Origin of the sequence: Burkholderia sp. PAMC 26561, assembly GCF_001557535.2 — a bacterium.
Taxonomy (GTDB): Bacteria; Pseudomonadota; Gammaproteobacteria; order Burkholderiales; family Burkholderiaceae; genus Caballeronia.
This window is the reverse complement of record NZ_CP014315.1, coordinates 804,396-825,838: the sequence shown is the minus strand read 5'-3', so window position 1 is coordinate 825,838 and position 21,443 is coordinate 804,396. Positions and strand designations below refer to the sequence as shown.

Sequence of the window (21,443 nt, the reverse complement as noted above, 5' to 3'; positions counted from 1 at the left end):
TCTCAAGCAATGACCCGGGTCTTGTTATCCGATGACCACACTCTCGTTCGGGACGGACTGCGCCATATCCTGGACAATGCCGACGGCGTGGAAGTGGCGGGCGAGGCCAGCGATGGCGCCACGACCATCGCGATGATCCGCGAGATTCCAGCCGATGTGCTCGTGCTCGACCTGTCGATGCCCGGCCGCAATGGTGTTGAACTGCTCAAGCAGATCAAGGACGAAAAGCCGGCGCTGCGCGTGCTCATCCTGACCATGCACGCCGAGCAGCAATACGCGGTGCGTGCGTTCAAGGCCGGGGCGTCGGGGTATCTCACCAAGGAAAGCGCGAGCGCCGAGCTGGTCGCGGCCGTCAACAAGATTGCATCGGGCGGCGTGTATGTCAGCCTCACCATGGCCGAACGCCTGGCGCTGAGCCTGCACGACCGTGGCGACGACCTGCCGCATCAGCGGCTTTCCGACCGTGAATTCGAGGTGTTCCGGCGCATTGCGAGCGGAGAAACGATCACGCAGATCGCCCAGGCGCTCTCGGTCAGCGCGAAGACCATCAGCACCTACAAGACCCGCATTCTCGACAAGATGCAGATGCCCCACGACGCGGCGCTCGTGCGCTACGCCGTGCGGCACAAACTGTTCGAAGACGACCACGAGACTTGATGGCATCCGGATGATGCGATCAACGCGTGTAGTCCGTTCCCTACAAAGACTCCCAAATCCCTACATCGAGCGCTGCCGCTCGCTGATTTTATTTTGAGATAGAGTCACTCATACTTGTCTCACTGGGCGCCGGCTTGCTCCGGGAACATCGGCGAAAGCCGACAAGCGGCCCATCGCCCCGCCGGCGGATCTTCTGCGCCTCTGCGCGACATCTCCATGGCGAGACGCTCCGCTCCGCACCCGCTGCGCGCACCATAGGCACGCCCCGCCAGCCGCCGCGCAACGCACCGATGCAAACCACTCACGGGAGACGTCATGACGTCAGCGACCGCTTGCGCACCTTCAGTATCGAATTCGCCCGCTATTAACCGCGCGTCGCAGTGGTCCGCAGCCAGCGCCACTTTGTCCGCTACGTCCGCTACGTCCGCTACGTCCGCTACGTCCGCTACGCGCCCCGACACCCGCTGCTCCGCCTGCTCCCTGCACGCGATCTGCATGCCAACGCAACTGACCGGCGCCGAACTCGACAGGCTCGATGCGATCGTCTGCTCGACCCGGCTCGTGCGGCGCGGCGAGACGCTGTACCGCACGGGAGACGCGTTTAAAAGCATTTACGCCGTGCGCACGGGCTGTTTCAAGACCGTGGTCACGCATCGCGACGGGCAGCAGCAGGTCACGGGTTTTCACATCGCGGGCGAACCGCTTGGACTCGACGGCGTCTGCTCAGGCGAACAGAACTGCGATGCAATTGCGCTCGAAGACAGCAAGGTTTGCGTGATCCCCTTCGACCTCCTGGAGGAGCTCTGCCACGACGTCAAAGCCGTGCAGCAGCATGTCCACCGGATGATGAGCGGCGAGATCGTGAGGGAATCCGGCCTGATGATGATGTTGGGCACGATGACCGCCGAGCAGCGCGTCGCGACCTTCCTGATGAATCTGTCTACGCGGATGAAGGTACGTGGCTATTCGGCGGCAGAGTTCAACCTGCGCATGACGCGAGAAGAGATTGGCAGCTATCTCGGGTTGAAGCTCGAGACGGTGAGCCGGATGTTCTCGAAGCTACAAAAAGAACGGATCGTCGATACGAACGGCAAGCAGATCCGGATCGTCGACAGCGAGCGGCTCGCCGAAGTCTGACTGGGCGCCTCACATCGCGGCTCGCAATGCCGATGGCGGAACACGATGCCCCTGAATTATTTGCGCAGCTTCACGCGGCCCGAACGCACCGACCAGAGCAACCGGCGCCTCGGGCGCTGGCTTGCGTTCATTGCAGGCGCTGCGAACGCCGGCGGTTTTCTTGCCGTCGGCCAGTACACGTCGCACATGTCCGGCGTGGTGTCGGCGCTGGCCGATAACCTGTCGCTCGGCGAGACGGGTCTCGTTGTCGCGGGCCTCAGTTCGCTCGTGGCGTTCATGTCGGGCGCCGCCACGTCCGCGATCATGATCAACTGGGGCAGGCGGCGCGCAGCGCAAAGCGAATACGCGTTGCCCTTGCTGCTCGAAGCTGCGTTGCTGCTGCTCTTTGGGCTGATCGGCGCGAACCTGGAACAGGACCGGATCTTGTTCGTCCCGGCCACGGTCGCGTTGCTCTGCTTTGTGATGGGCCTGCAGAACGCAATGATCACCAAGATCTCCAAGGCGGAAATCCGCACCACGCACGTGACCGGGCTTGTAACCGATATGGGTATCGAGCTTGGCAAGCTCGTGTACTGGAACGCTTCGACCGATGAACCCGGCATGAAAGCCGTGACGGCGGACCGGTCGAAGCTCGGGCTGCTCGCGTCGTTGCTGGGGATGTTTTTTACCGGCGGGATTGCGGGGGCGATGGGATTCAAGTACGTCGGTTTTATCGCAACCATACCGCTCGCCGCAATGCTCGTGGTGCTCGCGGTCGTGCCGCTGGTCGATGATCTCGTTGGCCAGCGGCATTGACGTATTGACGCCTGCTCAACCGAGCGTGAAGCGATCCCGCGTGGTCACATAATCGCTGGCACCGAAGCGCCCGACCGGAAAGTAATGCTGCAGCCGCACGCGCCAGGTTTCGGTATCGATGAGTTCGTCGCGCGCGTGCAGCCGGTGAACCCGACCGATGAAAATATGCCGGCTCGTGGTTTCCAGCGTCTCCCATAACGTACATTCGAACGCCACCGGCGCCTCTACGATTCTCGGCGGCGCGACGTGCGAACTCGCAACCGGCGTGAGCCCGACTTTTTCGAGCTCGCTGACATCGGGCGGCAGGCGCTCTCCGCAGCGATGCATCTTCTCGGCCATCGCCTCGTCGCTGAGATGCACGACAAACTCGCGGCTGCGCGCAATGTTCGTGGCGGTGTCCTTGAGCGATCCATCGTCGAGACGATTGATGCTGATCATCACAATGGGCGGTTCCTCGCCCATCATGTTGAACATCGAGAACGGTGCTGCGTTGATCGTGCCGGTCTCGCTCAAGGTGGTGACGAGCGCGATGGGACGCGGCACGATCAGGCTAGCCATGAGTTTGTAACGCTGATATTCGGTAATGGCTTCGAAGTCGATTTCCATGATGGACTGTCCGGTGTTTGCTTGCTCAGGGTTGAACCATGCCGAGCAGTTGCCCAAGGCTTTTCTCGCCTTGCATGCGTGATGTTTCGATGCGCTCTTCGAGCTCGCGAAGATGTGCTTCCATGCGGCTGATGGCGCCGGGCGCATCGCGCGCCTCGATGCAATCGACGATTGCCGCGTGTTCGTCGTGTTCGCATGGCGCATTGCCCGGAGGCTCGTACACGCCGACGATCAGGGAGCATCGCGATACCAGTTCGCTCAAGTAGCGCTGCAGGATCGAGTTGCCCGCGAGTCCTGCAATACGCAGGTGGAAGTCGCTGGCAAGACGCGCCCACGAAGGCTGGTCGAAGCGATGCATGGCTTCGTGTTCATCGGCAAGCTGGCGGCGCAACGCTTCAATGTCGCGCGCGCTCGCGCGTTGCACCGCGAGTTCCACGAGCACGCGTTCGAGTGAACGCCGGGCCTCGAAAATCTCCCGCGTCTCCTCGGGCGACGGCTCCGCGATCACCGCACCCTTGTTCGGCCGCAACGCGACAATACCTTCATACGCGAGGCGCTCCAGCACGCGCCGCACGACCGCGCGGCCAACGCCGAACAACTGGCACAACTCCGGCTCCGGCAGCTTGGTGCCGGGCGTCAGGCGATGATTGAGGACGCCGTCGAAGATCGCCTGATAGAGGCGTGTGTCCACGTCCTGCGGCGTGTCACGCCCGGGCGGTTGGTCTGCGACGCGCAGCGCGGGTTTCGGTGTCATGTTTGTGCCTGAAGGCGCGAAGAACCCGTGAGCCCTGCGTGTTCCATCTCGTCCATGTGACGCGCGATCGCGCCGGGCGTGGTCATCCAGACATCGCCTTTTGCGCGCGCCGCCGCGATATGTTGAAGCGCGCGCCGCAGATGACGCAACCGGTACGGCTGTCCCACCAGGTAGGGATGCAACGCGATACCCATCACGAGCGCCTGCTTGTGGCGGCTGTTGTTCGCTTGCTCAAGCATCTCGTCGAACTGGTCGATGATCATGTCCGCGAAAGCACACGCATCCAGTTGACGGCCGATGATCATCGGCAAGTCGTTGAGTTCTTGCGGATAAGGAATCGACCAGAGCGAGCCGGCGCGCGTCGCCATGCGGACAGGCCGGTCATCGTGGCACCAGTTGAGCGTGTAGCCGTAGCCGGATTCCGCAAGCAGATCGGGCGTCAGGTGCGACTCCGAGATCCACGGAGACAGCCAGCCCGAGGGCGGCGTGCCCGAATGCAATGCAATCCGCTCGCGGCAATGAAGCAACAACGCGCGCTCGGCGTTTTCATCGAGATCGCTTTGACGATGCGCATTCGTATGCCCATGCGCGATGATTTCATCGCCGCGTGCAACACATGCATCGATGACATCCGGGCAGTGATCATAGAGCGCTGTGTTGATCAGCGTGCCCGAAGGCATGTCGAGCTGATCGAACAGTTCCATGCAGCGCCAGACGCCCACCCGGTTGCCGTATTCTCGCCAGCTGTAGTTGAGCACATCGGGTTGCGGCGAGACGGGACCCAGCGCCGCGCCGAGTCCTTCCCCAAACGCAAAGTGTTCGATATTGAAGCCGAGATAGACGGCAAGTCCGGTGTCTCCCGGCCATCGGAACAAATCGGTATCGGCGATTGCCCGATACGGAAACCGCTCATGCGTCACGAGCGGACCGAACGTGGGTCCATGTGATGCGCCGGCATGACCGATGATGTCCATATGCAAAACCCCGATGACTGCGTGTACTGCGCGTGAACCGTTTTGGTGGATCGCGCCCCGAAGCGGATCGGCGGCGCACCTTGATCGTGCGGTTTCTGGTCTTGAATCGCCGACGGATCGATTTCGAATCGTGTGCAATTTACACGCCATATCGTAGACGTTCAATAGCAGCGATGGTTTGCATGGAACTCAAGACGCTGCGAACAAAGTGGCATGTGTCTTGCATTTGACGACCCGCCAGCCAACGCTTGCCTTTTTGTGCAGCACCGACCCGGGAACGCATCGCATGAGTCCGTCTATATGAGTCAGTCCACTTCTGCCGTACTCAAGACCGAAGCCGCGGACATCGAACTCGTTCATGTGTCGAAGCAATATGGCGATTCGCTCGCGGTCGATTCCATCGACTTGCGCATTCCCGGCGGCCAGTACTGCTGCCTGCTTGGACCATCCGGCTGCGGCAAGACATCGACATTGAGGATGATCGCGGGCCACGAATCGATCACCGATGGCGACATCCTCATTGGCCAGCGCAACGTCACGCGCGCGCAACCCGCCACGCGCGGCACCGCAATGGTCTTCCAGAGCTACGCGCTCTTTCCCCATCTGTCCGCACTCGATAACGTCGCGTTCAGTCTGAAGATGCGCGGCGTTGCAAAAGACGCGCGCCGCAAGCGTGCAGGCGAACTGCTCGAACTCGTTGCAATGAGTGCATTCGCCGAACGCAAGCCGTCGCAGTTATCGGGCGGCCAACAACAGCGCGTGGCGCTCGCGCGTGCATTGCTGAACGAACCCCGTTGCCTGTTGCTCGATGAACCTTTGTCGGCGCTCGACCCGTTCCTGCGCATCCAGATGCGCGCCGAACTCAAGCGCTGGCAAAAGGAGCTCGGCATCACCTTCGTGCACGTCACGCATTCGCAAGAAGAAGCGCTGGCGCTGGCCGACATGGTGGTGGTGATGAGCCATGGACGCATAGAACAAAGCGGCTCGCCGCACGAGGTCTTCAACCGGCCGCGCACCGAATTCGTCGCGCGTTTCCTGGGCGGTCATAACGTGCTGAGCGCAAACGGCCGCGCTTTCACCGTGCGCGCCGATCACCTGCGCATCGCGCCTCACGGCGTGACGCCCGTGCAGACATCGGGCAGCGACGGCGGGGTCAGCCGTATCGGCGGGATTCCGTGCACGGTCCGCGAAACCGAATACCAGGGCACACACTTGCGCATGACACTCGCGCCGCTAGACGGTTCGCCCGAACTCATCTCACTGCTCCCCGATAACGAATACGACCCGCAGCGCCTTGGCACCGATGCGCGAGTCGTGGTCTGGTGGAACGAGCAGGACGCCCATGCATTTGCGGCATGAAATACCGCTTTACGTTGCATTGAACGAGAACATTGAAACGACAACGTCACCAAGGGAGATTGCAATGACCGAGCGAAAAGAACATCCGTCCGATACCACCACGAGCGAGCCCGCCGAATCCGGCCTCGGTTCGGGTCAGGGCCTGTCACGCCGCACGTTGCTCAAGGGCGCGGTCGCGGCAGCGGGTATCGCGGGCTTCCCGTATGTGCACGCGCAGGAAAAGATCACGTTGCGATATCTCGGCACCGCGGTGAACCAGAGTTCGGATATCGCGAAGAAGTTTCAGGAGGACACCGGCATCCAGATCCAGTACATCCCCGTCACGACCGACGACGTCGCCAAGCGCATCATCACGCAACCGAATTCCTTCGATATTGTCGACACCGAATATTTCTCGCTGAAGAAGCTGATTCCCGCCGGCACGCTTGCCGGCATGGACGCAAGAAAGATCAAGCTCGCCGACAAGATCACGCCCGTCCTGACGCGCGGTGAGGTCGACGGCAAGAAGATCGGCGACCAGGGCACCGCGCCGAAGAAGGTGATGTTCCTGACCGGCGCGCGTTCGACGCAATTCTCCGCGACGCCCACTGAATGGATGACGCTGATCCCCACCACCTATAACGCGGACACGCTCGGCATTCGCCCCGACCTGATCAAGCGCCCGATCACGAGCTGGTCCGAGCTGCTCAATCCCGAGTTCAAGGGCAAGGCTGCGCTGCTCAACATTCCGGCCATCGGCATCATGGATTCGGCAATGGCGATCGAAGCGATGGGTCATGTGAAGTATGGCGACAAAGGCAACATGACCAAGGCCGAGATCGACCAGACCATCAAGATCCTGATCGAAGCCAAGCGCGCAGGCCAGTTCCGCGCCTTCTGGAAGGACTTCAACGAAAGCGTGAACCTGATGGCGTCCGGCGAAGTCGTGATCCAGTCGATGTGGTCGCCGGCCGTCACGAAGGTTCGCACGATGGGCGTTGCCTGCAAGTTCCAGCCGCTGAAGGAAGGGTATAGGTCGTGGGCATCGGGCTTCGGGCTGCCGCGTTCGCTGCAGGGCCGCAAGCTCGACGCGGCGTACGAGTTCATCAACTGGTTCCAGGACGGCTGGGCGGGCGCCTATCTGATGCGCCAGGGCTATTACCCGGGCGTGACGGACACCGCGAAGTCGCACATGCAGGCGTACGAATGGGACTACTGGATGGAAGGCAAGCCCGCTGCGCAGGACATCAAGGCGCCCGATGGCCAGTTGCTCGAGAAGGCCGGCACGGTACGCGACGGCGGCTCGTACAACCAGCGCATGGGAGCGATCGCGTGCTGGAACGCGGTGATGGACGAGAACATCTACATGGTCCAGAAGTGGAACGAGTTCATCGCGGCTTGAGTATGCAAGGGCCGGCCGCGTGCGTTGCATGAAGCCGGCCGGATCAGTTCAAACAATGGGTAATCACGCGATGGCATCGATCGAGCTTCCTGTTCAAACGCTTGAGGCGCCGGTGAAACACCGGCGAGCCGCCGCATGGCTGCAGGCAACGCCGCTTACGCTCACCTTCGCGTTGTTTTTCATCGTGCCGCTCATCATCACGCTGATCGTGAGCTTCTGGGACTTCAACGAATACCAGATCATCCCGGCGTTCACGTTCAAGAACTACGCGGCGATCTTCGATGGATGTTCGTCGATGACCGATGTCTGCGTGACCTTCAAGACCTATTGGTCCACCATCAAGTTCTGCGCGATCGTATGGGCCGTCACGCTTTTGATCGGCTTCACGATTGCGTATTTCCTTGCATTCCACGTCCGGTCATCGGGCATGCAAACGGTGCTGTTCCTCGTTTGCACCATACCGTTCTGGACCTCCAACGTGATCCGGATGATTTCATGGATGCCGCTGCTCGGCCGCAACGGCCTCGTCAACCAGGCATTGGTGAGCGCGCATCTGGTCGAGCGGCCGCTTGAATGGCTGCTGTACTCGAACTTTTCCGTGGTGCTCGCGTTCGTGCATCTCTACACGTTCTTCATGATCGTCCCCATCTTCAACGCGATGATGCGCATTGACCGCTCGCTGCTCGAAGCTGCGCGCGATGCAGGCGCAAGCGGCTGGCAAGTCATCCGCGAAGTGGTGCTGCCCTTGTCGAAGACGGGAATCGTGATCGGATCGATCTTCGTGATCACGATCGTCATGGGCGATTTCCTGACCGTCGGCGTCATGGGCGGGCAGCAGATTGCGTCGGTGGGAAAGATCATTCAGGTGCAGACCGGCTATCTGCAGTTCCCCGCTGCCGCGGCCAACGCAATCATCCTGCTGGCCGTGGTGCTTCTGATTGTCTGGGCGCTGACCCGTGTAGTCGATATCCGCAAGGAGCTGTGACATGGCCGCCAGCGGTCTCAAACCCGGTCTCAAACATCGTGAACGCAGGCCCGCGAGTTTCTACTGGCTCGCACTCGTGTTCGCGCTTTTCGTGCTGTTCCTGTATGGCCCGGTCATAACCATCTTCATCCTGTCGTTCCAGGGGCCGGAAGGCGGCCTCACGTTTCCCATGCGCGGCGTGTCGCTGCATTGGTTCGAGGTGCTGCGGCAGGGCGTTGGAGACGTCGACATATGGGCGGCGTTCGGGCGTTCGGTGCGGCTCGCAGCCGTGGTCACGGTGTTGACCGTGCTGTTCTCGGTGACGGCGGGACTTGCGTTCCGCAAGCGTTTTCGCGGAGATACCGCTGTGTTTTATGTATCGGTGGCAAGCCTGATCATGCCGTCGATCATCGTGTCGCTGGGGATCGGCCTCACGTTCCGGCTGCTCGATAACGGCGTCAAGTATCTCGCCACCGTTCTGGGCCATGAGTCTTTCGTCGATAACTACACCACGTCGATGGGCCTTTACACGTCCGCGCTCGGCGCGCACCTGACGTGGACGCTGCCCTTCGGCCTGCTCGTGATGTTCGCCGTCTTCAACCGGTTCAACCCTGCTTACGAGGAAGCGGCGCGCGATCTTGGCGCTTCGCCTTGGCAGAGTTTCAGGCACGTGGTGTTGCCGATCATCGGGCCGTCTGTGATCGGCGTCGGCATGTTCGGCTTTACGCTGTCATGGGACGAGATCGCGCGTACGTCGCAGGCAATCGGCGACCAGAACACGTTGCCCCTTGAATTGCAGGGCCTGACGACTTCCGTGACCACGCCCGTCATTTACGCGCTCGGCACCATGACCACCATGTTGTCGCTCACCGTGATGATCGTCGGGCTACTCTTGGTGCGCTGGCTGGCCCGGCGCCGCTCGCGCGCACTGGCGCTCGCAGGCTGAGCGTCTAGCGCGTCACGATCAGTACGGTTCGCGTGTGATGCGGATTGCTTTTGCCGGCGGGACATGGCGGGCAAGCGCACGCGCGACGATTGCATCGGCGGTTGCATGGGCCTTCATGCGCGTCTGCATCCGCACGATGCGGTCGACTTTTTTCGGGCTGTCGCGATGAAGCGCCCAGTAAAGCGCGCTCAGCCATCCCACGATTGTCCATCCGAGCAGCGCGTTCATCAGCGCGAGCAGCAGCACGTTGCGCCGCCCTCGCCTGTCCGCCACGATAGACGGCGTAAAGTACACGACCATGGCGACAACGGCGAGAAGGGCCTGGACCAGCGTTTTTGCGACCATTTTTCAATCTCCTTACAGATCGCGTGAGCCGGACGTGGATGCAACCTTCGTGCATTGCAGTCTGCGGTCCGTTCAAGCGAAAATTCAGAATAGGCCTGATGGCCGCGAAGGTCCAAGTCACAAATTTAACCGCCGTAATAATCAGGCGCTATCGAACCGCCTCTCACTTATAAGAACATGACCCAAGATCCGGCTTCATCCCGCGCCTTCGTGCCCTTCCCCGACTCTCCTGTGGCAAACGCCGCAAGCGGCCCGCTCAGCGGTCTGACATTCGCAGTGAAGGACATCTTCGATGTCGCCGGTTACCCGACAGGCTGCGGCAGCCCCCACATGCTGGCAATGTCCGGCATCAAGACGGCCAGCGCGCCCGTCGTCGATGCATTGCTTGCTGCGGGTGCGGTTTTCGCCGGCAAGACACACACGGAGGAACTCGCGTTTTCGATGACCGGCAAGAACGCTCACTACGGCGCGCCGCGCAACGGCGCCGCGCCGGAGCGCATCGCGGGCGGATCGAGTTCCGGATCGGCGGCGGCGGTATCGAACGGATTGTGCGACTTCGCGCTCGGCACCGACACTGGCGGCTCAGTGCGCGCGCCCGCGAGTCACTGCGGACTGATCGGCTTGCGGCCAACGCACGATCGCGTATCGCTCGATGGCTGCATGCCGCTCGCCCCGGGCTTCGACACGTGCGGCTGGTTTGCGCGCGACATGAATACGTTTGCTCGGGTGGGCGAAGTGCTGCTCGGCGAAGACACCGCCACGCTCGCCGATACACCCGACGCGTGGTTGCCCCGCGATGCGCTCGCGGGCTTGCCCGGGCACGTCGCGACGCATTTCGCGGCAACGCTCGATACATTGCGGCCGCGGTTTGGCGTTATCGAAAGCACCGATGTCATGACGCCTTCCACCGATGCGCTTTATTGGGCTTTCCGCTACATACAGGGATTCCAGGCATGGCAAAGCCACGGCGCGGCGATCGAGAAGCATGACTTCCAGCTTGGGCCAGGCGTGCGCGAACGTTTTTTCTGGTCGAAGACTGTCACGAGCGGTCAGAACGGCCAAAGCGAGAATATCCGCGCGCAGTTTCGCACCGGCCTTTTGAAGTTGTTGGAAGGCGGCCGCGTCATTCTCATGCCCACGATGCCGAACGTCGCGCCATTGCTTTCTGAAAGCGATGACGCACTCGATGATTATCGAAACCAGTCGATCAGGATGTTATGCATTTCGGGGCTAAGCGGATGTCCGCAGATCACTGTTCCGTTAATGCAGATGGACGGCGTGCCGCTGGGATTTTCCATAATCGGCGCGCCCGGAAGCGATAAGGGTCTGATGGAATTGGCCCGCAAGCTGATGGTGTAGTTGCAATCGAAATTCGAAACAGACCGGCTATCGATCTCTACTCGTAAAGGGTTACGCAACCCTTTACTCCGCGCTGTCATTCCAGTCCCTGTGGGGATTGGGATTCCTCTCCAAACCTTTTGATTTCAGATTCCGCAGATCGACGATGGCAGCCTCCCGCATGCCCGGCGCGATCCTGTTTCGTCCGGAAAACTCAAACCGTATTCCCTCCGATGGTTCAGGTCATAAACAACTACTGAAACTCCATTACTAATAATTATTATATTAGGGGGTTTTCCTGTGAAAAACGGCCCGGAAAACGATGCATCGGTCACTTTTATCGGAGCAGGGGTTTCCGCTAAATTCGCAGGTAAATATCAGCCAAAAATTGTTACATAATCGGGCATTAATTACCCACAGCAGTCAAAGTGACCGGCAAATATTAGACCTTTCATTTTAATTCATCAGATCAATAATCCATTCTCATGAGGAAATATTTTTGCGATGAAGTGGCTCGTTAGAAGATTTGCCCTTTTTCGGCGAAAAGATATTAATTCATTTGAGGCCTGCCGCACATTCCGGGTAGGATTTGCGCCTGCCTTTGAGGGAAAAGGTAGAGTTTGCCGGGTCAGATCGCAACACCGGCATCCCGAGCGAAACGTTTGCCGAAGCCTGCATGGGTCTAGACAAGCGCATCTGTTAGCGCCCCGCGGCGCGCAGTGATTTCGTGTGCATGATGGCGCAGCACCGGGCCACGGCATTCGATTCGTACTCCATACCGAATCGAACACGGGACGGCCTTCCAGAATCTGAAGCATGAAGTCAGGCATTAAGCTTTTTTAGGTCTACGAACAATTCCAGCAATATCAGTGTGCAGCTTTCACAGTGCTTCGTGTTTCCAAACTGAAATTACCAACTTCTTTTTGTCGGGCCTTTTCTCGACATTGGACACAACTCGCCATGTTAAAAAGACGTCAATTTCTAGGTTGCCTCACGGCTTTGAGCGGCAGCTACATCTTGACCGCCTGCGGCGGTTCGAGCGACAGCAGCAACGCAACAGGCGCAACCGTCAACAGCGCATCGAGTGGTAAGGCAGTCGTCAACGCAGCAGTCAGCAATGCTTCACCCGACGCAACGATGATCCCGCCGGCTTCGTCGCTTATCGACAAGCAAGGCAGGGTCTGGACCGTGTCCGGCGGCGTAATTTACAGAGACGGTACGGTTGTTGGCAACAACTACAACGTAGCCTTGCTCATGTGGTACGGCGGCATGATGTGGCATACGAACACATCGGGCCAGTGTTATGTCTGGACCGATGCAGCCGGATGGCTGCAGGCCAGCGACCCGCGCCATGCAAGCGCGGCGACGCCGGGCAACTTCTATGGCATCAACGGCCATTGGGACGACCCCTATACCCCGGCTCAGATCGTCTCCATCTTGAAGGGTCTGGGTTGTTCGACCTTCCGCGTGGGCTGCAGCGATGATCCCACGCAACTTGCAGCAGTGACAAAACTGGCCGCGGCGTTCCAGGCCGCGGGCATGACGCTGTTCGTGCTGATCAACCAGGGCATGACCGACGCCTACGGCAATGTTTTCAGCAGCGAAAGTGCCGCCTATAGCCAAGGACATTGGATTGCTTCCACCGTGGCGGCCGCGCTCCAGCCGTATGGCGTGACCATGTACGAGTGCGGCAACGAATTGACGCGCCAGGTCTCCACCATCCTGGATTTCACGCAAGCGGGCACCAAGGCCGTCGACTTCAACAATACGAACTGGCCGGCCATGCGCGGTGTGATGCGCGGCATGATCGACGGTGTTAAATCGGTTCAGTCGAGCGCCAAGTGCGGCATCAACTTCTGCGTAGCGGACTATGGCGCAGCCGACGCGTTGTGGGAAGGCATGCAGCCCGACGGCACCCGTGGGTATCCGCTGGTACGCTGGGACATCACGACGTGGCACAACTACGAAGTGTATGGCGACATCTTCAATATCGGTTCCGACGGCGCAGGTCCTGGCTTCGATCTGCCCACATACTGCAAGGCTCGCTACAACGTGCCTTTCATGATCACCGAGTGGAACACGGGTCCTGAGCAAACGGCGGCGTATCGCTCGAACTACATCACGACTCAACTGGGCAATTTCTATAACGCGAGAAAGACGCACAACATCCAGTCGGCAATGTATTACACGCTCGACAGCGGCAACGATACGTTCGGCCTGGTGATGAATGGCACACACTTGACCCCGTACTCCGCATTCGAGAGCTTCGCGGCATCGAACCCGGATACCTGAGCCGATTAGCGAATTAGCGCATTGTCCTGGCCGGGCACATTCATCATGTGTCCGGCCTTTTTGGCGTCTCTTACAAGCAGGCGGTTATCATGGTTGAATTGCGTCGCTTAAACGAACCGTTGCATCATATGAGGAATACACGCAAGACCTTGATTATCACGGTGCTGCTCGCTGAGCTCGCCGTGGGCGCTTATCTCGTGTTCCACAAGGGCGACGAGGCGGGCCCCGAGACGCATGCCACGCAGGACGGCTCGCAGCAGGAAGAGCAGTCGGACCCCGCGTACAGCGACACGCATGTGACCGCCGGAAGCATTGCCGGGGCAGTGACGGCGGCTAGTGGCGCTGACAGCATCGCCATCGCGCCCAGGCAGTCCGCCATCGATAATGCCGTGGCACTCGTACCGGCTCCGCCGCCAGTCGAAAACACCGTGCAAGCGCCGCAACTGGCTGTGAAGCCAGCCCCTGAACCCGCGCCAGCACAAGACGCGGCCATCAACCGCGACGATTCGACTTCGCCCAGGCGTGCTGCGCCGGTCGCGCGGAGCGATACAACCCGTGAATTTGCACGTAGCCGCAATCCGAAATCTCCGGTTACATCGGCTATGACGGATCAGCTTGTCAGGGAATCCGCACAGCTCGATCCGCTGCTACCTCCGCCTCCTCCCATGGTGACGGCGCCCGCGCCGGTCGTTCGCGCCGATCCGTCGCACCGCTCGAACCCCGTCGCTGCCGCAATGACGGACAGTCTGGTCAGGGATTCGGCAAGGCTCGATCCTTCACTGCCGCCGCCGAAACGTCCCGGCACGCAGTAACGGTGCATCGAATCGCGTTCAGACCTTGAAGTAGCCCGCCTTGTCGATATCGTCGATAAGGCCAGGTTGCGTCGGCTCCCAACCAAGCAGCTTGCGCGTCCGTTCGCTCGAAGCGGGAGCGTCCATGCCGGCGAACATCGCGAACCAGGTGAAATGGCTCGCAGCCTCCTCCGAAGTCTTGCTAAGGACAGGCAGGTCCAGACGCCGGCCGATCACGCCGGCAATATCCTTGAAGGGCACGCCTTCTTCCGCGACCGCGTGGTAACGCGTACCGGCCACACCATGCTCGAGCGCCAGCCGATAAACCCGCGCGGCATCCAGCCGATGCACCGCCGGCCAGCGATTCATCCCCTCGTTCACATAGACCGATGCGCCCTTCTCACGGGCGATGCCCGCGAGTATCGGCACGAAACCGTGGTCGCCATCGCCATGAACCGAAGGCGGAAGGCGCACGATCGACGCGCACACCCCGCGCGCCATGAGTGCGTCGGCGGCCGACTCCGACTTGCGCGGGAGCGGGTGCGCGGCGGAAAGCGTATCGTCCTCGGTTGCAACACGGCCCGGCGCAAGAAGGCCCAGCCCCGATGTAACGAGCAGCGGCCGTTTCGACCCTTCGAGCGCATCGCCTAGCGCTTCAATGGCGCGCCGGTCCAGCTCGCAGTTCTCCACGAACTTCGAGAAGTCGTGATTGAACGCCGTGTGGATCACGCCGTCTGCCGCCGCCGCGCCGCTGCGCAAGCTGTCAAGATCTTCGAGCGTTCCGCGATGCACTTGCGCGCCCGCCGCTTCGAGCGCCGCGACACCCGCATCCGATCGCGTCAAACCCAGCACCTGATGTCCTGCACCGATCAATTCCCGAACAACTGCGGAGCCGACAAAACCGGTCGCTCCAGTGACAAAGACTCGCATCGATACTTCTCCATTTGATTGAACGCCGAGGACCCTTCCAGCGCGTCGTTCCGATCATAGGCGGGCAAACAAGAACGAGCTATGCTGTATCGTTCGTTTTATCTTCGCGTTCGTTCGGAAAAACCATGGACCCGCTCTCAGACGTACTCTCGCTGTTGAAGCTGCGCAATTACGTATCAGGTGGTTTCGAAGCGGGCGGTGACTGGTCGCTATCGTTCCGCAAGCATGAAGGCATCAAGTTTTACGCAGTCGTTTCCGGCGAGTGCTGGCTGTCGGTGGACGGCGTTCCCGAGCCCGTGTACCTGGCATCCGGCGACTGCTTCATGTTGCCAAGAGGACGCCCTTTTCGCCTTGCCAGCGATCTCAGGTTGATGTCGGTCGATTCAATGACGATTTTCGCCACCGCCAAAGCTGGCGGTATTACTCCGCTCAACGGCGGCGGCAATTTCCTGAGTGTCGGCGGCCATTTCGCGCTGACCGGCGATCACGCGGGCATCCTGTCGGGCGTGTTGCCACCCATCGTGCATATTCGCGACGAATCGGATAAAGCAGTGCTGCGCTGGTGCGTGGAACGGATGCGGCAGGAACTGCGCGAACCGCAGCCGGGCGGCTTTCTTGTGGCGCAGCAGCTCGCGACCATGATGCTCGTCCAGGGCTTGCGCCTGCATCTGACAGAAGCTGCGAAGGGTGCGAAGGCGGGTGTCGGCTGGTTGTTTGCACTGGCCGACAAACGCATGGCGGCCGCGATCACGGCCATGCACGACGACCCTTCCCGCCGATGGACATTGCAGTCGCTCGCCGAGCGCGCCGGCATGTCACGCACGGTCTTCACACTCAAGTTCAAGAAGACAGTCGGCGTCTCGCCGATGGACTATCTGACGCGCTGGCGGATGCTGCTCGCCGGCGACCGGCTGACGAACTCGGGCGCGCCGGTTTCATCGATTGCGCAATCGCTTGGGTACGAATCCGAAAGCGCGTTCAGTACCGCGTTCAAACGCGTGATGGGTTGTTCACCCCGGCAGTACAGCCGTGGACATGGCGCGGTGGCAGCCTCGTATGGCGACCGCGAAACCACCGTCACTGCGTAGGGACTCACGTCTGCGTCACGCGCTTACTGATGCAAAGGCATCTCGGCACTTCCGAACTGCAACGCGGCAAGCTGCGCATAAAGCGGCGAGCTTAGAAGCAGGTCGGCGTGACGGCCCTGCGCAACAATGTGCCCGTGTTCCATCACGACGATACGATCCGCCTGTTGCACCGTTGCAAGCCGATGCGCGATGACGAGCGTCGTCCGGTTCTGTGCAGCGTTATCCAGTGCCTGTTGCACGAGGCGTTCGCTGGCTGCGTCGAGCGCGCTGGTTGCTTCGTCGAGCAACAGGATGGGCGGGTTCTTCAGGATCGCCCGCGCAATCGCAATGCGCTGCCGCTGTCCGCCGGACAAGCGCACGCCGCGCTCTCCGAGAAACGTCTCGTAGCCTTGCGGCAATGCTTCTATAAACCCCGCCGCCGCAGCCATGCCGGCCGCGCGCTGAACTTGTTCGAGCGTGGCGTCAGGCGCGCCGTAGCGGATGTTGTCGAGCACGCTGCCCGAAAAGATCACCGATTCCTGCAGTACGACGCCGATCTCCTTGCGCAGATCGGCGAGGGGCACATCGCGCGTTGGCACGCCGTTGATCAGGATGGCGCCGGTCTGCGGATCGTAGAAGCGCAGCAGCAACTGGAACAACGTGGTCTTGCCGGCGCCCGAAGGCCCGACCAGCGCAACATGTTCACCCGAGCGCACGTTCAGCGTGATACCCGAAAGCGCCGCTATGCCGGGACGCGACGGATACGAGAAACTCACGTTATCGAAGCGGATGCCCTCGCCTTGCGCGGGCAGCTGGATGGTCGTGCCGGCCTGCGTGACCGGCGAGCGCGATGACAGCAATTGCAAAAGCCGTTCGGTGGCGCCGGCGGCCCGTTGCAGATCGCCCCACACTTCGGCGAGCGCGCCGACGGCGCCGGCCGTGAACACCGCATAAAGGATGAACTGGGAAAGCTGGCCTGCAGTCATGCGCCCGGCCAGCACCGCTTGCGCGCCAAGCCACAGCACGAACACGATCGCGGTAAACACGAGCACGATCACGACCGCCGTCAGCCACGCGCGCGCCCGAATCCGCGTGAGTGCCGTTTCAAAAGCAAGTTCCACCGCGCCGCCAAACCGCCGCGCCTCGAACGGCTCTTGCGCATACGACTGTACGGTCGGCATGGCGTTGAGGACCTCGCCCGCCAGCGCGCTTGCGTTCGCGATCTTGTCCTGGCTCGCACGCGAAAGCCGCCGCACACGCCGCCCGAAGATAAGAATCGGCGCTATCACTACGACCAGCGTGCCGATGATGTAACCCGACAGCACGGGACTCGTCACCGCGAGCATCGCCACGCCGCCGGTCAGCAGGAAGAAGTTGCGCAGTCCCATGGAAAGGCTGGTTCCGACGACTGTCTGGATGAGCGTGGTGTCGGCCGTGAGCCGCGACAGGACCTCTCCGCTTTGCGTGGTTTCGAAGAACTGCGGACTCATGCCGAGCATGTGGTCGTAGACCGCGCGCCGAAGATCGGCGGTGACCCGCTCGCCCAGCCACGATACAAGATAAAAGCGCGCCGCCGTGGCGCCTGCCAGCACCAGCGACACCACAAACAGCGCGAGGAAATATCGATCGATATGCGCGCGGTCGCCCCCGGCGAAGCCCCGGTCGATCAGGTACTTGAACGCCACCGGCAACGCCAGCGTGGCGCCCGCCGAGGTGATCAGCGCGAGGAAAGAAAGCGCCCAACGTCCGGCGTAAGGACGCAGGAAGGGGAAAAGCGCAAACAGCGGTTCGACAGCCCGTGAAGGCGGCGCAGACGTTGACGATGATGAAGGGACAGCGTGCGGCATGAGTTTCCCGATTGGTGCGATGTCCCATGCATTGTGCCAGCGCAGCGTGACGACCCTACTCCGCCGCTGCCGGCATGCGGAAGTGTTCCGCGCGCAATGTGACGTGCGCGAACACGAAGGCGGTAATCGCCGACAGTGCAATGCAAACCACCATCGGCTTGGGCGCGCCGTTCGTGACCAGACCCGAGAGCGCCATCACGGCCGCGCCGACCACGAACTGCAACGCGCCCATCAACGCCGAGGCCGTCCCCGCGATCGCACCGTGATGTTCGAGCGACAACACCGCGGAAGTGGGCATCACCAGCCCGAGGAACCCATAGCCGATAAACAGGAACAGCATCATCAGCGGCAGGTTATCGGCGCCGGCGAGGAACAGGACGGCGAGGATGCTCATGGAAAGCGCGAAGCCCGAGACCGAGACGCGAATCACGCGCGGCAGGCCGTACTTGGCGGTCAGCCGCGCGGTCAACTGGCTCACGCCGAAGAACGCCGCCGCATTGAGCGCGAAGCAGAGGCTGAACATGGTCGGCGTCAAACCATAGTGGTCGATGATCACGAACGACGCATTCGCCAGATAAACGAAAAACGACGACAGGCCGAACGCTCCGACCAGCGTCAGCCCCAGGAACGATGGATCGGTCAGCAACTTTCGATAACCCGCAAACGCGCTGGCCCAGGAACTGTCGGCACGATGATGCGCCTCGCGCGTCTCTTCCAGTTGCGTGGCGGCGAGCACGAACGCAACACCGCCCGCGACCGTCAGCGCCCAGAACACGCCGCGCCACCCGAACGCCGCGATGATGATGCTGCCCGTCAACGGAGCGAGGATCGGCGATACGCTCACGACCAGCATCAGCAGCGACATCAGGCGCGTGGCGTCGTGTCCCGTATACAGATCACGTACGATGGCGCGCGGCACGACCATTCCCGCGCATGCACCGAGCGCCTGCAACACGCGAAAGCCCGTCAGCACGTGCACGTCCGGCGCGAACGCACAGCCCACGCTGCCCGCCGTGAAGATCGCGAGGCCCACGTAGATGGGCAACTTGCGACCGAACATGTCGGCGAGCGGTCCGTAGACGAGCTGGCAAACCCCGAGCGTGACGAAGAACATCATCAGGCTCAACTGCACTTCGTTGGGGGTTGCGTGAAGCGCACCGCCTATTGAAGGAAGCGCGGGAAGATACATATCGATGGCGAACGGGCCGACGGCGGTGATGAGGCCCAGCACGATGGCAAGCTGCAGGAAACGTCGATTCATGGGTAACCGGATGCTCAATGGAAAATCCCGGGGCACCTGCGTGGCCCGGGGTTTAAAAATTCGAAGGTTTCGTGGCACGAGCGTCGCAGCCGGCTTCAATCTGCTTCAATCGCTCGCCCAAAGTCGCGACGTTACAGTGAAATCCGAATTCGCGCAGGACGTGCGGCGAAATCCACTGTGTTCACACGTCACTGTTGCGCATGTTCAGCGGCATCTTCTATCACAGCCGCGACCTGCTTCGGACGCGATTCGTAGACCGAGTGGCTCGCACCCGGAATCACGGTCGTTCACGTCCTCGCAAAAGTTCAATGGAAAGCATCTGCAGCGCTGCATCGTGGTCGCGCACTTCAAGGCGATGAGTCTGATTCGCCGCAACCGCGAACTCGGTTTCCGGCACGCCTTCGTCATTGACACTCACATGGATCGCGTGCATGGATGCATGACGGCGCTGGTTCGCAAACAGGTTGTGCATGATCGTGAAGAGCCAGGCGCGCGCGAGTGTCTTGACTGCCCGAAGCCGAACGTCCCGAGCTGCCTGATCCTCGATGTACGCCTGCGGCAAGAAAGTGGCCTGGCGCTTCAGGTCGACTTGGTGCGAGACGGCCTGCGCATCCAGGTGTAATCCATGACGGGTCACGGCGACATCGAAATGTCGGTGCGGGCGATGAAAGCCGGCGCAGTGGATTTCCTGACGAAGCCGTTTCGCGACCAGGACATGCTCGACGCGGTCGACAGCGCCCTTGCGCGAGAACGAGGTCGCTTTCATGCGGCTGTCGTCCGATCATAACCGGCTTGCAATTTGATGGAATAGAACGGCCCGTTCCAGTGTTTGCCTTTACGAGACCCAGTGTCCACGGGTCAATCGCTCAAGGAAAACCGAACATGCCGCCACATCTGGTGTTCACACAAGAATCGCTGCGCTTTTTGTCGAAGCACGCGCAGCAATATCGCCGGTCAGGAAACCGCTTTAATCTGTCATGGATCGATGTTGTGCTGCTTCTGCTGATCGCGGCACTGCCGCTCGTGCAATTGTCCACGCGATGCGAAATGGCCGCGCTGCTTCTGGTCTACGGCCCGATGCAACTCCTGCGCAGCATTCCCTACGACATTCGCATATTCATCCTCACGCATAGCCGCGTGTCGCTTTCGATCCTGCAGCTGACGAGTCAACCCGCGTTGGCAGAAACCCGCTGAACGGAGATCGAGAGACTCTCGACAACAATCCAGTCGATGCAACCCGTACCTGCCGCGGGCGATCATCGGCAGATGCTGTACGGGCCCATGTCCACGTGAAAATGCGTCTTGTGCAAGGCGTTGTAGTCGGGACCGAGCATGGTTCGAAACGCGTGGCAAGCGCCTTCATGCACGCGGTGCAGGAAAGCCCCGTCCCGTGAAGCATCGTCCCAACCGTCAAGCGTGATGCGCTTGCCACCGGCGAGCACGAAGCCCGTCAAATCGATGGCATTCGCACTTGCGTGCTGGCTGAGCGCCGTGTCCTGCTGATGATTGACGTTGCGGCATGCATAGCTGCCGACATGTTCCACGTGCGACACGCGCTCGCCGTAAAGCTCGGCGGCGGCGGGCTGTAGATACTGATGCTCGAAGAAGGCGATTCCGACCGCGAGCGGACAAGTGGCCATGAACGGCGAGCTGAAACGCAGACTGTCCGATTGCGTGATGCGCACCACATCCTTCAATACACACCCGCCCGGCCCTGATGTATCAGCAACCGGCCGATACACAAGACCCGACTGTTCGAGTGCGGCCGCGCAGAGTGTTGCATCATGCGTAGTCCGCCACATCTTCAACGTTGTGAGCGGTCCCGGGGGTGCGTGAACATCGATTGGTGTGAACGGGTTGTATCGATCGGGCACGGCGACGCGCCCCACCTGCACCAGATAACCGAACGCCATCGCGGCAAAGAACGCAAGCAACAACACAACTGAAACGATCCGACTCGTCACCCTGCGCTCCGCATCCGGTCATGGCCGACAGAGGC

23 protein-coding genes and 1 pseudogene are annotated in these 21,443 nt (G+C 60.9%); 13 read left to right on the top strand and 11 right to left on the bottom strand.

Annotated features, from left to right (window positions below; translation table 11 throughout):
* The first annotated feature begins 9 nt into the window (after positions 1–9).
* Positions 10–657: a response regulator gene (locus tag AXG89_RS38410; protein ID WP_062002175.1), complete on the top strand. Its 648-nt coding sequence runs from the start codon at positions 10–12 to the stop codon at positions 655–657.
* 119 nt (positions 658–776) lie between these two features.
* Here the strand turns inward: AXG89_RS38410 and AXG89_RS43985 are convergent, their stop codons facing one another.
* On the bottom strand, positions 777–1,154 hold the full coding sequence (locus AXG89_RS43985; RefSeq protein WP_236873712.1) for a hypothetical protein: 378 nt from the start codon (positions 1,152–1,154) through the stop codon (positions 777–779).
* Here AXG89_RS43985 and fnr point away from each other — a divergent pair.
* Both fnr and AXG89_RS38400 read left to right on the top strand, forming a co-directional pair.
* Positions 1,060–1,794: a fumarate/nitrate reduction transcriptional regulator Fnr gene (fnr, locus tag AXG89_RS38405; RefSeq protein WP_236873709.1), complete on the top strand. Its 735-nt coding sequence runs from the start codon at positions 1,060–1,062 to the stop codon at positions 1,792–1,794. The two genes, AXG89_RS43985 and fnr, sit on opposite strands and share 95 nt — an antisense overlap.
* Before the next feature lie 45 nt (positions 1,795–1,839).
* Positions 1,840–2,589 (top strand): YoaK family protein, encoded by a 750-nt coding sequence (locus AXG89_RS38400; protein WP_075360335.1) that lies wholly within the window; start codon positions 1,840–1,842, stop codon positions 2,587–2,589.
* A gap of 15 nt (positions 2,590–2,604) precedes the next feature.
* On the opposite strand, the gene AXG89_RS38395 is transcribed toward AXG89_RS38400, so the two are convergent.
* Genes AXG89_RS38395 through AXG89_RS38385 form a run of 3 tightly spaced genes read right to left on the bottom strand, consistent with a single transcriptional unit; the run spans position 2,605 to position 4,923 of the window.
* Positions 2,605–3,195, bottom strand: a complete 591-nt coding sequence (locus tag AXG89_RS38395; protein ID WP_075360334.1) for a flavin reductase family protein — start codon at positions 3,193–3,195, stop codon at positions 2,605–2,607.
* Positions 3,196–3,220: 25 nt separating this feature from the next.
* Positions 3,221–3,949: a GntR family transcriptional regulator gene (locus AXG89_RS38390; protein ID WP_075360333.1), complete on the bottom strand. Its 729-nt coding sequence runs from the start codon at positions 3,947–3,949 to the stop codon at positions 3,221–3,223.
* Positions 3,946–4,923, bottom strand: a complete 978-nt coding sequence (locus AXG89_RS38385) for a polysaccharide deacetylase family protein (protein ID WP_075360332.1) — start codon at positions 4,921–4,923, stop codon at positions 3,946–3,948. Before AXG89_RS38385 ends, AXG89_RS38390 begins: the two co-directional genes overlap by 4 nt.
* A gap of 300 nt (positions 4,924–5,223) precedes the next feature.
* On the opposite strand from AXG89_RS38385, the gene AXG89_RS38380 reads away from it, so the two are divergent.
* The 4 genes from AXG89_RS38380 to AXG89_RS38365 all read left to right on the top strand — a co-directional run bounded on the left by AXG89_RS38380 (position 5,224) and on the right by AXG89_RS38365 (position 9,573).
* Entirely contained in the window at positions 5,224–6,282 is a 1,059-nt protein-coding gene (locus AXG89_RS38380; protein WP_075360389.1) for an ABC transporter ATP-binding protein, read from the top strand.
* A gap of 64 nt (positions 6,283–6,346) precedes the next feature.
* A complete protein-coding gene (locus AXG89_RS38375) occupies positions 6,347–7,663 on the top strand; it encodes an ABC transporter substrate-binding protein (RefSeq protein ID WP_062002181.1) in 1,317 nt (438 codons plus the stop codon).
* 70 nt (positions 7,664–7,733) lie between these two features.
* Positions 7,734–8,648, top strand: coding sequence for an ABC transporter permease (locus tag AXG89_RS38370; protein ID WP_075360331.1), 915 nt, complete (start codon positions 7,734–7,736; stop codon positions 8,646–8,648).
* A 1-nt stretch (position 8,649) separates the two neighbouring features.
* Complete coding sequence (locus AXG89_RS38365) at positions 8,650–9,573, top strand: ABC transporter permease (protein WP_075360330.1); 924 nt, start codon at positions 8,650–8,652, stop codon at positions 9,571–9,573.
* Positions 9,574–9,591: 18 nt separating this feature from the next.
* Here AXG89_RS38365 and AXG89_RS38360 read toward each other — a convergent pair whose 3' ends face one another.
* Positions 9,592–9,918, bottom strand: a complete 327-nt coding sequence (locus tag AXG89_RS38360; RefSeq protein WP_075360329.1) for a superinfection immunity protein — start codon at positions 9,916–9,918, stop codon at positions 9,592–9,594.
* A gap of 177 nt (positions 9,919–10,095) precedes the next feature.
* Between AXG89_RS38360 and AXG89_RS38355 the strand changes: the two genes are divergently transcribed.
* The 3 genes from AXG89_RS38355 to AXG89_RS38345 all read left to right on the top strand — a co-directional run bounded on the left by AXG89_RS38355 (position 10,096) and on the right by AXG89_RS38345 (position 14,360).
* Positions 10,096–11,277 (top strand): amidase, encoded by a 1,182-nt coding sequence (locus tag AXG89_RS38355; RefSeq protein WP_075360328.1) that lies wholly within the window; start codon positions 10,096–10,098, stop codon positions 11,275–11,277.
* A 939-nt stretch (positions 11,278–12,216) separates the two neighbouring features.
* A complete protein-coding gene (locus AXG89_RS38350) occupies positions 12,217–13,548 on the top strand; it encodes a hypothetical protein (protein ID WP_062002186.1) in 1,332 nt (443 codons plus the stop codon).
* Between the two features lie 128 nt (positions 13,549–13,676).
* Complete coding sequence (locus AXG89_RS38345; protein ID WP_143325689.1) at positions 13,677–14,360, top strand: hypothetical protein; 684 nt, start codon at positions 13,677–13,679, stop codon at positions 14,358–14,360.
* An 18-nt stretch (positions 14,361–14,378) separates the two neighbouring features.
* Here AXG89_RS38345 and AXG89_RS38340 read toward each other — a convergent pair whose 3' ends face one another.
* Positions 14,379–15,269, bottom strand: coding sequence for an SDR family oxidoreductase (locus AXG89_RS38340; protein ID WP_075360326.1), 891 nt, complete (start codon positions 15,267–15,269; stop codon positions 14,379–14,381).
* A 125-nt stretch (positions 15,270–15,394) separates the two neighbouring features.
* Here AXG89_RS38340 and AXG89_RS38335 point away from each other — a divergent pair, with 125 nt between their 5' ends.
* Positions 15,395–16,357 carry an AraC family transcriptional regulator gene (locus AXG89_RS38335; RefSeq protein WP_075360325.1) on the top strand — a complete coding sequence of 321 codons (963 nt, stop codon included), beginning with the start codon at positions 15,395–15,397 and terminating at the stop codon, positions 16,355–16,357.
* Between the two features lie 23 nt (positions 16,358–16,380).
* On the opposite strand, the gene AXG89_RS38330 is transcribed toward AXG89_RS38335, so the two are convergent.
* The 4 genes and pseudogenes from AXG89_RS38330 to AXG89_RS45185 form a co-directional block, all read right to left on the bottom strand.
* A complete protein-coding gene (locus AXG89_RS38330; RefSeq protein ID WP_075360324.1) occupies positions 16,381–18,183 on the bottom strand; it encodes an ABC transporter transmembrane domain-containing protein in 1,803 nt (600 codons plus the stop codon).
* A 55-nt stretch (positions 18,184–18,238) separates the two neighbouring features.
* Positions 18,239–19,444, bottom strand: coding sequence for a multidrug effflux MFS transporter (locus AXG89_RS38325; protein WP_075360323.1), 1,206 nt, complete (start codon positions 19,442–19,444; stop codon positions 18,239–18,241).
* A 188-nt stretch (positions 19,445–19,632) separates the two neighbouring features.
* Positions 19,633–19,731: pseudogene (locus AXG89_RS43980) on the bottom strand (alpha/beta hydrolase); the annotation flags it as partial.
* The gene (locus tag AXG89_RS45185; protein ID WP_442861794.1) at positions 19,722–20,081 is read right to left on the bottom strand and encodes a hypothetical protein; all 360 of its coding nucleotides are present in this window, start codon (positions 20,079–20,081) and stop codon (positions 19,722–19,724) included. The pseudogene AXG89_RS43980 and the gene AXG89_RS45185, both read right to left, overlap by 10 nt.
* Here AXG89_RS45185 and AXG89_RS45180 point away from each other — a divergent pair.
* Positions 20,070–20,231, top strand: a complete 162-nt coding sequence (locus AXG89_RS45180) for a response regulator (RefSeq protein ID WP_372237096.1) — start codon at positions 20,070–20,072, stop codon at positions 20,229–20,231. The genes AXG89_RS45185 and AXG89_RS45180 overlap by 12 nt on opposite strands.
* 95 nt (positions 20,232–20,326) lie before the next feature.
* On the top strand, positions 20,327–20,638 hold the full coding sequence (locus AXG89_RS38310; RefSeq protein WP_075360322.1) for a hypothetical protein: 312 nt from the start codon (positions 20,327–20,329) through the stop codon (positions 20,636–20,638).
* A 62-nt stretch (positions 20,639–20,700) separates the two neighbouring features.
* Here the strand turns inward: AXG89_RS38310 and AXG89_RS38305 are convergent, their stop codons facing one another.
* Positions 20,701–21,408, bottom strand: coding sequence for an extensin-like domain-containing protein (locus AXG89_RS38305; RefSeq protein ID WP_236873695.1), 708 nt, complete (start codon positions 21,406–21,408; stop codon positions 20,701–20,703).
* Positions 21,409–21,443: the final 35 nt, after the last annotated feature.